Source organism: Streptomyces sp. NPDC057654 (assembly GCF_042800135.1).
GTDB lineage: Bacteria > Actinomycetota > Actinomycetes > Streptomycetales > Streptomycetaceae > Streptomyces.
Map to the genome: position 1 here is coordinate 1 of NZ_JBHVHQ010000137.1, position 13698 is coordinate 13698.

Sequence of the window (13698 nt, forward strand, 5' to 3'; positions counted from 1 at the left end):
GCGCTGCGGCGCCGCGCGTGCTCGTCGTGACCTATGCCCTCGACCCGACCGCCGATTACGTTCTGCGCGAGCTCAACCGCCGCGGCGTACCGTTCTGGCGTACGGACCTCGCCGACTTCCCGACTGCCTCGGCCCTCTCCGCCGAGCTGCGGCCCGACGGCCGGTGGGGCGGGCGGATGCACGGCCTCACGCACGGAATCGACCTGTCCGAGCTGCGCGCGGTGTGGTGGCGCAAGCCCACCCGCTTCGCCTTCCCCGGCACCATGAGCGGCCCCGAGCAGGACTTCGCCGCCTCACAGGCCAAGCGTGCCGTATCCGGTGTGCTCGGCTCGCTGCCCGGCGTCCTATGGGTCAACCGGCCGGAGCGCAACGCGGACTGCACCAAGCCCCGCCAGCTCGCCGCTGCCGTCGAGGTCGGCCTCCATGTGCCCGAGACCCTGATCACCAACAACCCGGACGACGTCCCCCCGTTCGCCGAACGGTGCGGCGGGCGCATCGTGACCAAAGTCCTCGGCGGCATCGTGCACACCGAGGGCGGACAGCGCGGACAGCTCTACACCCGCCGTGTACCGCGCGAGCAGTGGAGCGACCCCCGAATCGCCCTGACCGCCCATCTGTTCCAGCGGGAGATCACCGACAAGGCGTACGAGGTCCGCGTGACCGTCGTCGACGGCCAGTTGTTCCCCGTCGCCGTCCACGCACCCGACGGGCCGGCCCGCCTCGACTGGCGCCGCGACGGGGACAGCCTCATCTACGGTCCCGCCGAGCTGCCCGCCCCCGTCGCCGACGGCGTGCGCGCCCTGCTGGACCGTCTCGGCCTCGTCTTCGCCGCCCTCGATCTGATCGTCGACAGCAAGGGCACCCACCACCTCATCGACGTGAACGCAAACGGCCAGTGGGCATGGATCGACCGCACCCGCGAACCCCTCACCCACGCGCTCGCCGACCTCTTCGAGAAGGGCACCACCGGATGACCAGCCCCGCTCCCGACCCCGGACTCGACGAGCGGGCCGCCGCGCTGCGCGGCGAACTCGCCCAGGCCCTCTGCGACTCCGGCGACCTCGTCACCCCGGCATGGCGCGACGCGTTCGAGCGCGTCCCCCGCCACGTCTTCGTACCCGCCTACTACGACAACAGCGGACGTCGCGTCAGCGGAGACGACCCCGACACCCGCGAGGAATGGCTCGCCGGCGTCTACGCCGACCGCACCCTCATCACGCAACGCACCGACGGCGCCCCGACCTCGTCGAGCACGGTCCCCTCGCTCATGGCGGAGATGCTCGAAGCCCTCGACATCACCGACGACGGCACGACCGTGCTCGAAATCGGCACGGGCACCGGCTACAACGCGGCCCTGCTCGCGCACCGTCTCGGCGAGCGGCACGTGACGACCGTCGACCTGGCGGACGAGCTGACCGAGCCTGCCCGCGAGCGCCTGACCAAGGCCGGATACCGGCCGCGCGTCATCACCGGCGACGGCGCGCACGGCTACGCCGCCGCGGCCCCGTACGGGCGTGTCCTGGCAACGTGCGGCATCGAATCCGTGCCCCCGGCGTGGCTCGACCAGCTCGCCGACGGCGGGCTCATCCTGGCCCCGCTCGGTCTCGGACTCGCCCGCATCCACCGCACCGGCCCGCGCACCGCCGAGGGCCGGTTCATCGGCACCGCCGCATTCATGCCGCTGCGCCACAGCGAGGAGACCGGTCCCCCCAAAGGCGACCTCGCCCAACTCTCCGACGCACCCGGGCGCCCCTCCACGCTGCCCACCGCGATGCTCTTCGACAACGCGTTCCGGTTCCTCGTCGGCGTCGTCGAGCCCGGCCTCGTCTGGCAGTACGACCTCGACGACGGCCGCTCCCCCAACGGCGCGCGCGTATGGTCCTCCGACGGCTCCATCGCCGGCCTTGACGCGGAGGGCACTGTGACCGAGGCCGGCCCCCGGCGTCTTTGGACCCGCCTCGAAGCGGCATACGCCGTCTTCCGCGGCAATGACGAGCCCGCCCCCGACCGCTACGGCATCAGCATCAGCGGCACAGCACAGCGGGTCTGGCTCGACACCCCTGACGGCCCGAGCTGGCCCCTGAGCGCCTGACCAGCACCGCCCGCCAAACGCCCGCCCGAGCGCAACGGGCGTTCTATGTCTGCCGTGCTGGTCTTGAGATACAGCGGCCGGGCCGGCGACGGGCCGTCCACCGAAAGTAACGACCGTCATACGGAACGCACCTGACAGGCGTGCGCGGCGGCGCTACCGTCGACGGGTCACCACGTCCACGGGGAGGACCTTTGACGTCGCGTTCCACCACCAGCACCGGCCTCGTCTACGGCCTCGCCGCCTACGGCATGTGGGGGCTGCTGCCGCTCTACTGGCATCTGCTCCAGTCCTCCGGCGCCATCGAGATCCTCGCCCACCGCATGGCCTGGTCGATGGCCGCCGTCGGGCTGGCCCTGCTCGCGCTGCGCCGCTGGTCCTGGGTACGGCCGCTGCTGCGCCAGCCGAAGAAGCTCGCGCTGGTCACGGTCGCGGCGGCCGTCATCTCCGTGAACTGGGGGCTGTACATCTGGAGCGTCAACAGCGGCCATGTCGTCGAGGCGGCCCTCGGCTACTTCATCAATCCGCTGGTCTCCATCGCCTTCGGCGTGCTCGTGCTGCGCGAGCGGCTGCGGCGCGCGCAGTGGGCGGCCGTCGGCGTCGGCGTGGTCGCCGTCGCGGTGCTGACCGCGGGCTACGGCAAGCTGCCCTGGATCGCGCTCACGCTGGCGTTCTCCTTCGGCACGTACAGCCTGGTCAAGAAGCAGCTCGGGCTGGACGGGCTGGAGTCGCTGGCCGCCGAGTCCACCATCCAGTTCCTGCCCGCCCTCGGCTTCCTGGTCTTCCTGGGCGCGCGCGGCGAGTCCACCTTCGCCTCCGGCGGGGTCGGGCACGCGCTGCTCCTCGCGGGGTGCGGCATCGCGACGGCGCTGCCGCTGATCTGCTTCGGGGCGTCGGCGGTGCGGCTGCCGCTGTCCACGCTGGGGATGCTCCAGTACCTGGCGCCGACCCTCCAGTTCCTGCTCGGGCTCTTCGTCTTCCACGAGTCGATGCCGCCCGAGCGGTGGGCCGGGTTCGCGCTGGTCTGGCTGGCGCTGGCGCTGCTGACCTGGGACGCGCTGCGTACGGCCCGTACGGGGCGGGCGGAGCTGGCGGCGGCGCGGGCGGGGCACGCGGCCGTACGCGCCAACGACGGCGACGACGCCGACGGGCCCTCGGATGGGCCCTCCGAAGGGCCCGATATCCGGGAATCACTGTCCGAATCCCGCCCTTGACGGTGGCATGGGGCACCCCCAGCATCATGCCCACGTCAAACGAGTTGGGAGCCCCCCATGCCTCACAGCACCGGACAGCCCCTGCACCGAAGATGCCGCAGTCTCGCCCTGTTAACCGCCGGGGCCGCCGCGACCGCCGCCCTCCTCGGCACCGCCCCCGCATCGGCCGCGGGCCCGGCGGCCCCCGCGACACCTGCCGTCGCGGCCCCCGACATCCCCGTCGCCAACGTCAAGGCGCACCTGTCCCAGCTCCAGTCCATAGCGAACGCCAACGGCGGCAACCGCGCCCACGGCCGGGCCGGTTACCGGGCGTCCCTCGACTATGTGAAGGGCAAGCTGGACGCCGCCGGATTCACCACCACCGTGCAGCAGTTCTCCTCCAGCGGCGCCACCGGCTACAACCTCATCGCCGACTGGCCCGGCGGCGACGCCAACCATGTGATCTTCTCGGGCTCGCACCTGGACTCCGTCGGCGCGGGCCCCGGCATCAACGACAACGGCTCCGGTTCGGCGGCCATACTCGAAGTCGCCCTCGCCGCCGCCCGCGAGGGCTACAAGCCCGACAAGCACCTGCGGTTCGCCTGGTGGGGCGCCGAGGAGCTGGGCATGGTCGGCTCCCGCTACTACGTCAACAACCTGCCGGGCGCCGAGCGCTCCAAGATCGACGGCTATCTGAACTTCGACATGGTCGGCTCGCCCAACCCCGGCTACTTCGTCTACGACGACGACGCGCAGCTGGAGAAGGTCTTCAAGGACTTCTACGCCACCAAGAACATCCCCACCGAAATCGAGACCGAGGGCGACGGCCGCTCCGACCACGCGCCCTTCAAGAGCGCGGGCATCCGCGTCGGCGGCCTCTTCAGCGGCGCCGACTACATCAAGACCGCGGCCCAGGCCCAGAAGTGGGGCGGCACCTCCGGCCGCGCCTTCGACGCCTGCTACCACCGGTCCTGCGACACCTCGGCGAACATCAACGACACCGCCCTGGACGTCAACAGCGACGCCATCGCGAGCGCCGTCTGGTCCCTGAGCGGCGGCTCCACCAACCCGCCCGGCGGCAAGACCTTCGAGAACACCGACAACGTCCAGATCCCGGACGCCGGCCCGGCCGTGGAGTCGCCCATCACCGTGACGGGCATCCCCGGCAACGCGCCCACCGCCCTCAAGGTGGGCGTCGACATCAAGCACACCTGGCGCGGCGACCTCACCGTCGCCCTGGTCGGCCCGAGCGGCCGCACGTTCAGCCTCAAGACCGCCAGCGGCAACGACTCGGCCGACAACGTCATCGCCACCTACCCCGTCGACGCCTCGTCCGAGACCGCCAACGGCACCTGGAAACTGCGCGTCCAGGACACCGGCGCGCAGGACACCGGCTATATCGACAGCTGGAAGCTCACCTTCTAGCACCACCGCACGGGGGTCGGCGGCGCCCGCCCCGGCCCCTGTGCGAAAGCGCTACACCGTGATGTCGCGCGTCGTGAAGCGCGCCCAGGCCGCCGACCCGAAGACCGCCGCGTACAGGGCCTGGAGCCCCAGGTTCTTCTGGAGCTCGTCCCAGTAGACCGGGTCCCGCAGGAGGTCGGCGAAGGAGAGCCAGTAGTGCGGGAAGAGATAGGGCTGCACGGCGTGCAGCTGGGGGATCTGATCGAGGATCTGGATGGTGATCAGCAGCCCCACCGTGGCCGCCATCGCGGCGATGCCGCTGTTGGTGAGCGTGGAGATGAACAGGCCGACGGCCGCGACGCCCACCAGTGACGCCGCCACGACGAGGGCGATCGCCCCGGCCCGCAGCAGGCCGTCCGCGAAGGAGACCGTCGTCCCGGAGATCAGGGTGACGTCGCCCAGCGGGAAGAGCAGCGCCCCCACCGCGAGCGCCGACACGGCCACCACCAGGGTCGCGGCCAGACAGAACGTGATCACGGTCGCGTACTTGGCGAGCAGCAGGCGCGTACGGCCGGCCGGGGCGACCAGCAGATAGCGCAGCGTGCCGGAGCTCGCCTCGCCCGCGATCGCGTCGCCCGCCACCACGCCGATCGCCATCGGCAGGAAGAACGGCAGGGTCGCGGCGAGCGAGGTGAAGACCAGGAAGAGCCCGTTGTTGGTGACCTGCGCGATGAAAGCGGGCCCGCCGCCGCCCGACGAGCCGCCGTCGTCCGTCTGGATCTTCACGGCGATGCCGACCAGGACCGGTACGGCCGCGAGCACGGCCAGCAGCGCCAGCGTCCGCCAGCGGCGGAAGGTCGTACCGATCTCGCTGCGTACGAGCCCGAGCCGCCACAGCGGGCTGGGCGCCCGCATGGTCCCCGCCCGCACCTCCACATCAGCCCGCGACATCGAAGCCCTCCCCCGTGAGCGCGACGAAGGCGTCCTCCAGCGAGGCCCGCTCCGTGCCGAAGCCGCGCACCCGTACGTCGGCCCGTACGAGCGCGGCGTTGAGGTCGGCGAGGTCGAGGGGACCGCCGGGATCACCGGAGCCGAAGCTCTCGCCGGGATCGAGGGGGCCGCCGGAGACCGGCAACGGCAGTTCGCCGGTGATCCGGTCCTCGGCGACGACGAGGTCGCTCACGCCGTGCTCCTTGAGGACGCGCACCGCGTCCGCCGTGTCGGGGGTGGTGACGACCAGCCGGCCGCGGGCGGCCCCGGCCAGCTCGCCGACCGTGCCCTGGGTGAGCAGCCGGCCCTGGGCCATGACCGCGGTGTGCGTGCAGACCTGCTCGATCTCGTCGAGGAGGTGGGAGGAGAGGAAGACGGTGGTGCCCTCGGCGGCCAGCTCGCGCACCAGGGTGCGGATCTCGCGCATGCCCTGCGGGTCGAGGCCGTTGGTCGGCTCGTCGAGTACGAGCAGTTCGCGCGGCTGGAGCAGGGCCGCGGCCAGCCCGAGCCGCTGCTTCATGCCGAGCGAGTACGCGCGCGCCTTCTTTCCCGCGGCGGCGGCAAGTCCCACGCGGTCCAGGGCCGCGGAGACCCGCGCCGAGCGGGTGCGGGGGTCCGCGGCCGGGTCGGCGGCGTCGTAGCGGGTGAGGTTGTCGCGGCCGCTCAGGAACGCGTAGAGGGCGGGGCCCTCGATGAGCGCCCCCACCCGCGGCAGCACCCGCCGCCCCGCGCGCGGCATGGGTTCGCCCAGGACGCGCGCGACGCCGGACGTCGGCTCGATCAGCCCGACGAGCATCCGGATTGTGGTCGTCTTCCCGGAGCCGTTGGGCCCGAGGAAGCCGAAGACGCTGCCGCGCGGCACGGTGAGGTCCAGCCCGTCGACGGCCGGCTGCCCGCCGCGGTACCGCTTGCTGAGCCCGCGCGTCGCGATGACGGCGTCATCGTCGGGGGGCGCCGGGGCCGCGGCGGGTCGGGACGCGTCGTTCACAGGCTTCACCTTCATCTCCCGGCCGGTCGGCCGGCCGACTGGCCGTTCAACGGACCTGCCCGAGCAAGTCTGCCCCGGCCGACGGACGGCCGGGGCAGGATCGTGCGAGGCGGCGAGTACTCGCCTACTTGGCGCTGCTCGCGGCCTTGTTCGCCGCGCTGACCAGCGCGTCCTTGTCGACCGCGCCGACGTAGAGCTTGCCGTCGTCCGTCAGCAGGGCGTTGACCAGCCGGGTGCTGAAGACATGGCCGGAGCCGAACTTCCCGGACACCTTCTTGCCGAAGGAGTCCATCAGGCCCGACGCGTCGCCGCTGCCCTTGGTGCTCTTGCCGTCCTTGCCGCCGGGCACGCTGCCCTTGGGCATCGAGATCTCGGCGATCGAGGCCCAGCCCTTGCCGGTGACGTTGACCTCGGAGTCGCCCTTCGCGCCGCCGCCGAAGCTCTTGGCCCAGTCCTCGGCCTCGCCCGCGCCCTTGCCCGCGAAGAGGTCGGAGCCGCCCTTGCGGTCGGCCTTGGCCTTGGCGTCCTTCGCCTCGGTGACCTTCGTGCCCTTCGGCGGCGTGAAGTCGAACGTACTGGCGGCCGGCTTGCCGAAGTCCACCTTCGTGAAGCCCGCGTCGACGACGGGCTTGCCGCCGCTCTTCGGGTTGACGGTGACCTTCAGCGGCACGCCGTTCTTCGCGTCCACCGAGATCCGGACCGACTCGACCGTCGAGCCGCTCTGCTTGGGCTTGATCGACAGCTGGTACGCGTCGCGCCCGGCGACCTTGGCGGTGCCGTCCACGGAGACCGAGGTGGAGTCGTCCACGGCGGCCAGCGCCTGCTTGGCGAGCTCCTGCGGGGAGGCGCTGCGCAGCCCCTTCGATGCGTCGGAGCCCTTGCCCTTGGCGGACGCATCCTTGGGGACCGTCGCGTGGTACGCGGAGTTGCTGGCGCTGTCGTAGCCCCAGAGCTGGTCGCCGTTGTGGATGAGGCTGTACTCGGCGGCCTTCTCCTCGATGGACAGCCGCTGCTTGTCGGGCCCGTCGGCGGCGACCCGCAGCGTGTGCGTACCGGCGGCGAGCTCGGTGAGTTTGGCCTGCGGGGAGGCGTCCGAGCCGCCGTCCTTGCCGCTGTTGCCGCCGCCCCCGCCGCCTCCGCCGCCTCCGCCGAACGACATGCCGGACGGCAGTGAGGGCAGCCCCAGGTCGGTCGAGATCTTCACCGAACCGGACAGCTGCTGGGTGTCGGAGGCCGCGACCTTGGCTATCAGGTCCTGGGCGGTGATCTTCGGAAGGTCGGGGTCGCCGCTGCTGGCGAGCGCCGGGACCAGCCCGATCGTCGCTGCCGCCACCCCCGCGACCGCGACCGGTACGCCGTACCGGACAGCCTTGCGGCGGCCGGGGCGGCGGTGATCGGCCTCGCCAGCGCCGTCGGCTTCGTGTGTCGGTCGGATTCGTGGCATCTGCTTCTACCTCCGTCGTCGGCGGCGGTCTTTCGCGTCCTGCACTCGTCCACCCTCGGGCCATTGTCGCCCGACCGCCCTGTGGTGGCGCTAGCAATCCCACCAAAACGGCCGGTAAGAAACGTCAGCCCCGGGGATCAACTCCATGTCAGCCTCCGGTATGACGGGGGCTCGCCGCCGGACGGCCGGGATACGCCTGGCAGCGCACTGTCCCCGCCCGATCCCTTAGGGGGCCGCCCCGGCTCCGCCGCGGTCCGTATGTCCGTATGTCCGTATGAGTGAGTCCGGCTCCGGCCCGTACGCCCATGGGCGCGGCGGCCCCGTACGGCCGGAGGGACACGGGCTGACGCCCGTACCGTCAGCCCGCCCGGTGCACCACGGCGTCGCACAGCTCCTCAAGAGCCGACTTCGCGAACCCGTCCGGCAGCGGGGCCAGGCACGCACGGGCGTCCTGCGCGTAGCGGATCGAGTCGCGGCGCGCCAGCTCCAGGGCCGGGTGCACGCGGAGCCGGCCGAGTACGTGCGCGAGCCGGGCCTCGTCCGTGAGGTCGCCCTTGAGCAGCTCGACCAGTTCGCGGTCGTCCGCCGAGCCGCTCGCCGCGGCCAGTTCGCGCAGCCGCAGCACCGGCAGCGTGGGGATGCCCTCCAGCAGGTCCGTGCCCGGCGTCTTGCCCGACTCGTGGCCCTCGCTCGCGATGTCGAGGACGTCGTCGGCGAGCTGGAAGGCGATGCCGAGCCGCTCGCAGTACTGGGTGAGGATGTCGACGGTGCCCTCGTCGGCCCCGGACATCATCGCGCCGAACCGCCCGGCGACGGCGATCAGCGAGCCGGTCTTGCCCGCCAGGACGTCGAGATAGTGCTCGACCTCGTCCCGGCCGTCGCTGGGACCGGCGGTCTCCAGGATCTGGCCGGTGACCAGCCGCTCGAACGCCTCGGCCTGGATGCGCACCGCCTCCGGGCCCAGGTCGGCCAGTATGTGCGAGGCGCGGGCGAAGAGGAAGTCGCCGGTCAGGACGGCGACGGAGTTGCCCCAGCGGGCGTTGGCGCTGTCCACGCCGCGCCGCACCTCGGCCTCGTCCATGACGTCGTCGTGGTAGAGCGTCGCGAGGTGGGTGAGCTCCACGACGACGGCCGAGGGCACGACGCCGGGCGCGTACGGGTCGCCGAACTGGGCGGCGAGCATCACCAGCAGCGGCCGGAACCGCTTGCCGCCCGCCCGCACCAGATGCTGCGCGGCCTCGGTGATGAACGGCACTTCGCTTTTGGTGGCCTCCAGGAGGCCCTCTTCGACGGCGGCAAGGCCGGCCTGGACATCGGCTTCAAGAGCCTGGTCCCGCACGCTCAGCCCGAAGGGCCCTACGACGGTCACGAGGGTTACTCCTGTCTGCCTGCGATCACGAGGTTTGTCGATGTATCGCTGTCTCCACCGAAAGTCAGCGTATCCGGTCCCGTCTGGATCACCGTGGCCGCCTGCCCGGCGAAGTGCCCGGCCGACCGGTCCGCGCGACGTCCGCGCGACTCCCCCACCACTTCGGTGCGGCCTCCGGTCGCTCTCCGTACGGCCTCCGGTCGGCCTCCGGTCGCTCTCCGTACGGCCTCCGGTCGGCCTCCGGCCGGTGTCCGCCGCCGGGCGGTCCGCTTTTCGACCCGGTATGTTCTTGATCACCCGGAGCATCAGGTTTTGCCCGGAAAGGAAGGGGCAGCAGCGGCAGTCGGACCACTGATGACCTTGGAGCCAGCACCTTGACCGAGACCGCGCCGGTCGACGAGAGACCCCCGACCACAGCCGACCACTCCTTCTTCGGACACCCCCGCGGCCTGCTCACACTCTTCGGCCTGGAGATGTGGGAGCGGTTCTCGTTCCTCGGCATGCAGGCGATCCTCGTCCTGTACTTCGCGGACACCCTGGCCCACGGCGGCCTCGGCATGGCCTCGAACACCGCCGCCTCCGTCACCGCCGCCTACGGCACCCTGGTCTACCTCGTCTCGGTCGCGGGCGGCTGGCTCGCGGACCGCGTCCTCGGCACGTACCGCGCCGTCCTGTGGGGCGGCGTCCTCATCGCCTTCGGGCACTACTCGATGGCCGTGCCCGCCGGCGCCATGACCTGGGTCGGCCTAGGACTGATCATCGCCGGTACGGGGCTGCTCAAACCCAATGTCTCCACCATGGTCGGCAAGCTCTACGCGACCGACGACGAGCGGCGCGACGCCGGGTTCGCGCTGTACTACATGGGCATCAACATCGGCGCGTTCCTCGGACCGCTGATCACCGGCTGGCTCGGCCAGAAGATCGGCTGGCACTGGGGGTTCTCCGCCGCCGCGATCGGCATGACCTTCGGCATCGCCCAGTACGTGCTCGGCCGCCGCGGCCTGGCGGGCCGCAAGCACAGCGCGGAGTTCGCGCTGCCGCCGACCGCCATGCGCCGCGCCGGACTGCTGATCGCCGGGGGCCTGGTCGCGCTCGCCGCCGTCGCGCTCGCGCTGCACGCCGCGGGCTGGCTGACGATGGACCGCACCGTCGACGCCGTCACCGTCATCTCCGTGATCGCGCCGGTCGTCTACTTCACCGTCATGTTCCGCAGCCCGCGGGTGACCGCGCCCGAACGCGGCAGGCTGCGCCCGTACATGGTGCTGTTCGCGGCGTCCGTGGTCTTCAACTTCATCCTCTTCCAGTCGTATTCGACGATGACGCTGCTGGCCGCGGACCACGCGCGGACCTCCGTGTTCGGCTTCGACTTCCCCTCCACCTGGTACAACTCCGTGCTCGGCGTGGTGGAGGTGGTGCTCGCGCCGTTCGTCGCCGCGCTCTGGGTCCGGATGGGCCGCCGCCAGCCGCACGCCTCCCACAAGATCGCCTACGGCGTGATCCTCGGCGGCCTGTCCTTCCTCGTGATGGTGCCCGCCACCACCGGCCGCGCCGGGGACTGGAAGATGGCCGCCTGGTGGCTGGTCGTCTCGTACGTACTCCTCGGCCTCGGCGACATCCTGCTGGAGACCACCGGCATGTCCGCCACCACCAAGCTCGCCCCGGCCGCCTTCGCCAGCCAGACGATGGCCCTGTGGTTCCTCTCGCTGGCCCTCGCCAACGGCATCCAGGCGCAGACCGTGAAGCTCTTCGGCGAGATCTCCAACGCGCTGTACTTCGGCGCCAACGGGGCCGTCGCCGTCATCGCGGGCATCGCGGTGGTCGCCGCCGGGCCCTGGCTGCGCCGCACCATGCACCCCGTCCACTGAGGCTGTTGGGACCACGCCATGCAGAACACCCCGCACATCCGCACCGACTTCCCGCACCGCACCTTCCGCGAGGACGTCCGCATCCCCCTGGCGGACGGCACCGAGCTGTACGCGCGGATCTGGCGCCCGTACGGCACCGAGCCCGTACCCGCCCTCCTGGAGTATCTGCCCTACCGGCTCGGCGACTGGACCGCGCCGCGCGACGAGCAGCGGCACCCCTGGTACGCGGGGCACGGCTACGCGTCCGTACGGGTCGACGTGCGCGGCCACGGCAACTCGCAGGGCGCGCCGGGCGACGAGTACGACGAGCAGGAGCTCGCCGACGGCGTCGCGGTCGTGGAGTGGCTCGCCGCCCAGCCCTGGTGCAGCGGGCGGGTCGGGATGTTCGGCATCTCCTGGGGCGGCTTCAACAGCCTCCAGATCGCCGCCCGCGCCCCCGAGGCGCTCAAGGCGATCATCACGGTCTGCTCGGCGGACGACCGCTACGACAACGACGTCCACTACATGGGCGGCTCCGTACTCGCCGTGGACATGCACGCCTGGGCCGCCACCATGCTGGCCTTCGTCTCCCGGCCCCCGGACCCCACGCATGTAGGCGACGCCTGGCGGCAGATGTGGCTGGACCGGCTGGAGACCGTCGATCCCCTCATCCACACCTGGCTGGCCCACCAGTCGCGGGACGACTACTGGCGGCACGGCAGCGTCAGCGAGGACTACTCCGCGATCGACGCCGCCGTGCTCGCCGTCGGCGGCTGGCACGACCCGTACCGGGACACCGTGCTGCGCCTGGTCGAACATCTCTCGGGCGACGGCGGCGCGCCCGTACGCGGCCTGATCGGGCCCTGGTCGCACCAGTTCCCGGACCGCGGCCTGCCGCCCGGCCCGGCCATCGGCTTCCTCCAGGAGACCCTGCGCTGGTGGGACCACTGGCTCAAGGACGCCGACACCGGGGTCATGGACGACCCGCTGCTACGGGCCTGGATCAGCGAATCCCACCCGCCGGCCACGGTCTACACCGAGTTGCCGGGCCGCTGGGTCGGCGAGGACTCCTGGCCCTCCCCCGCGATCCGTACGACCGCGTACGCGCTCCCCGGCGACGCCCCGGTCGAGGTCGCCTCCCCGCAGCACACGGGCGTGGACGCCGGCCGCTTCTTCCCGTTCGGCAACGACGCGGACCTGCCGCCGGACCAGCGCGAGGAGGACGGCCGCTCGGTCTCCTTCGACTCCGCCCCCCTCACCGACCGCGTGGAAATCCTCGGCCGCCCCCGCGTCCGCCTCCGTCTCACCTCGCAGGCGCGGCGCGGCCAGGTCATCGCCCGCATCTGCGACGTGGCACCGGACGGCGCGTCGACGCTGGTGACGCGCGGCGTCCTGAACCTGGCTGCGCGGCACGGCCGCGACCGCAGCGTGGACTGGGAACCCGGCACGACGGAGGACGTGGCCTTCGACCTGAACGGCATCGGCCACGCCTTCCCGCCCGGCCACCGCATCCGGCTCTCGCTCTCGTCGGCGTACTGGCCGTGGATCTGGCCGCAGCCGGACGGCGGGGGCTGGACGGTGCACCCGTCGCACAGCACGATGGACCTGCCGGTGAGGGACGCGTCCGCCGATTCCTCCAGGCCGGCGATCACCTTCGAGGCCCCGGAACAGTCGGAGCCCCTGGGAGTCGAATACCCCGAGGCCGATTCCCCTCGCCCGGAACGCAGGGTGATCCGCGACGTGGCCACAGCCGACTGGACCCTGGAGGTCGACCCCCGCTACGGCGGCACCCGCGTCTACCCCGACGGCCTCCAGTTCACCGAGGACGCCCTGGAGACGTACCGCATCCGCACATACGACCCCCTCAGCGCCCGGACACGCTCCGACTGGCACATCCGCCTGCACCGCCCGGACATCGGCTGGGACGTGAAGGTGGACACGGAATCGGAAATCACGACGGATGGAACGGACTTCGTGACGTACAACAAGGTGACGTGCCGGGAGGGTGAGGACATCGTCTTCGAACGCGAATGGCAAAGGCGCTTGCCGCGCACGGCGGGCTGAGGGCCTTCAGACCGCCCAAACGTCGTCGGGCCGGTCCAACCAGACGGCGGGGGCCCGCCCGTCGGCCCCGACGGTGAGCCCGAACCGCTCGGGGCCGGGCCGCCCGCGCCCGTCCCACCAGCGGAAAGCGCCCTCGGCCTCGTCCCAGAGCCGCCGGGGCCCGGACTGGTACACCTTGGCGAGCTCGGGGCCGTCCCGAAACACGACAACAGCCCAGGATCGATCCGTGAGCCCGTAGAACCAGACGGCGCGCCGGCCGTCGCGATCGCGATCGGCGTTGTGGGCGATGTTCCGCACCCGGAGCCCGATGACG

General features: G+C 71.8%; 10 protein-coding genes and 1 pseudogene. 6 read left to right on the forward strand and 5 right to left on the reverse strand.

Annotation, left to right across the window (positions count from 1 at the left end; translation table 11 throughout):
• The 4 genes from ACFU99_RS13690 to ACFU99_RS13705 all read left to right on the forward strand — a co-directional run.
• On the forward strand, positions 1 to 974 hold a 974-nt coding region (locus ACFU99_RS13690), incomplete at its 5' end, for an MvdC/MvdD family ATP grasp protein (protein ID WP_384390422.1).
• A complete protein-coding gene (locus ACFU99_RS13695) occupies positions 971 to 2092 on the forward strand; it encodes a methyltransferase domain-containing protein (RefSeq protein WP_384390424.1) in 1122 nt (373 codons plus the stop codon). The genes ACFU99_RS13690 and ACFU99_RS13695, both read left to right, overlap by 4 nt.
• A 248-nt stretch (positions 2093 to 2340) precedes the next feature.
• On the forward strand, positions 2341 to 3303 hold the full coding sequence (rarD, locus tag ACFU99_RS13700) for an EamA family transporter RarD (RefSeq protein ID WP_384390445.1): 963 nt from the start codon (positions 2341 to 2343) through the stop codon (positions 3301 to 3303).
• 57 nt (positions 3304 to 3360) lie between these two features.
• A complete protein-coding gene (locus ACFU99_RS13705) occupies positions 3361 to 4707 on the forward strand; it encodes a M28 family metallopeptidase (RefSeq protein WP_384390427.1) in 1347 nt (448 codons plus the stop codon).
• A 51-nt stretch (positions 4708 to 4758) separates the two neighbouring features.
• Here ACFU99_RS13705 and ACFU99_RS13710 read toward each other — a convergent pair whose 3' ends face one another.
• The 4 genes from ACFU99_RS13710 to ACFU99_RS13725 all read right to left on the reverse strand — a co-directional run bounded on the left by ACFU99_RS13710 (position 4759) and on the right by ACFU99_RS13725 (position 9477).
• Positions 4759 to 5637: an ABC transporter permease gene (locus ACFU99_RS13710; protein WP_384390429.1), complete on the reverse strand. Its 879-nt coding sequence runs from the start codon at positions 5635 to 5637 to the stop codon at positions 4759 to 4761.
• Positions 5624 to 6679 carry an ABC transporter ATP-binding protein gene (locus ACFU99_RS13715; protein ID WP_384390431.1) on the reverse strand — a complete coding sequence of 352 codons (1056 nt, stop codon included), beginning with the start codon at positions 6677 to 6679 and terminating at the stop codon, positions 5624 to 5626. The genes ACFU99_RS13710 and ACFU99_RS13715 overlap by 14 nt, the downstream gene beginning before the upstream one ends.
• Before the next feature lie 109 nt (positions 6680 to 6788).
• Positions 6789 to 8108 carry an outer membrane lipoprotein carrier protein LolA gene (locus ACFU99_RS13720; protein ID WP_384390433.1) on the reverse strand — a complete coding sequence of 440 codons (1320 nt, stop codon included), beginning with the start codon at positions 8106 to 8108 and terminating at the stop codon, positions 6789 to 6791.
• A 358-nt stretch (positions 8109 to 8466) separates the two neighbouring features.
• Complete coding sequence (locus tag ACFU99_RS13725) at positions 8467 to 9477, reverse strand: polyprenyl synthetase family protein (RefSeq protein WP_384390436.1); 1011 nt, start codon at positions 9475 to 9477, stop codon at positions 8467 to 8469.
• A 374-nt stretch (positions 9478 to 9851) separates the two neighbouring features.
• Between ACFU99_RS13725 and ACFU99_RS13730 the strand changes: the two genes are divergently transcribed.
• Both ACFU99_RS13730 and ACFU99_RS13735 read left to right on the forward strand, forming a co-directional pair.
• The gene (locus ACFU99_RS13730) at positions 9852 to 11342 is read left to right on the forward strand and encodes a peptide MFS transporter (protein WP_384390439.1); all 1491 of its coding nucleotides are present in this window, start codon (positions 9852 to 9854) and stop codon (positions 11340 to 11342) included.
• An 18-nt stretch (positions 11343 to 11360) separates the two neighbouring features.
• Positions 11361 to 13385, forward strand: a complete 2025-nt coding sequence (locus ACFU99_RS13735) for a CocE/NonD family hydrolase (protein ID WP_384390442.1) — start codon at positions 11361 to 11363, stop codon at positions 13383 to 13385.
• A gap of 6 nt (positions 13386 to 13391) precedes the next feature.
• On the opposite strand, the pseudogene ACFU99_RS13740 reads toward ACFU99_RS13735, so the two are convergent.
• Positions 13392 to 13698 (reverse strand): annotated as a pseudogene (locus ACFU99_RS13740) (protein-L-isoaspartate(D-aspartate) O-methyltransferase); the annotation flags it as partial.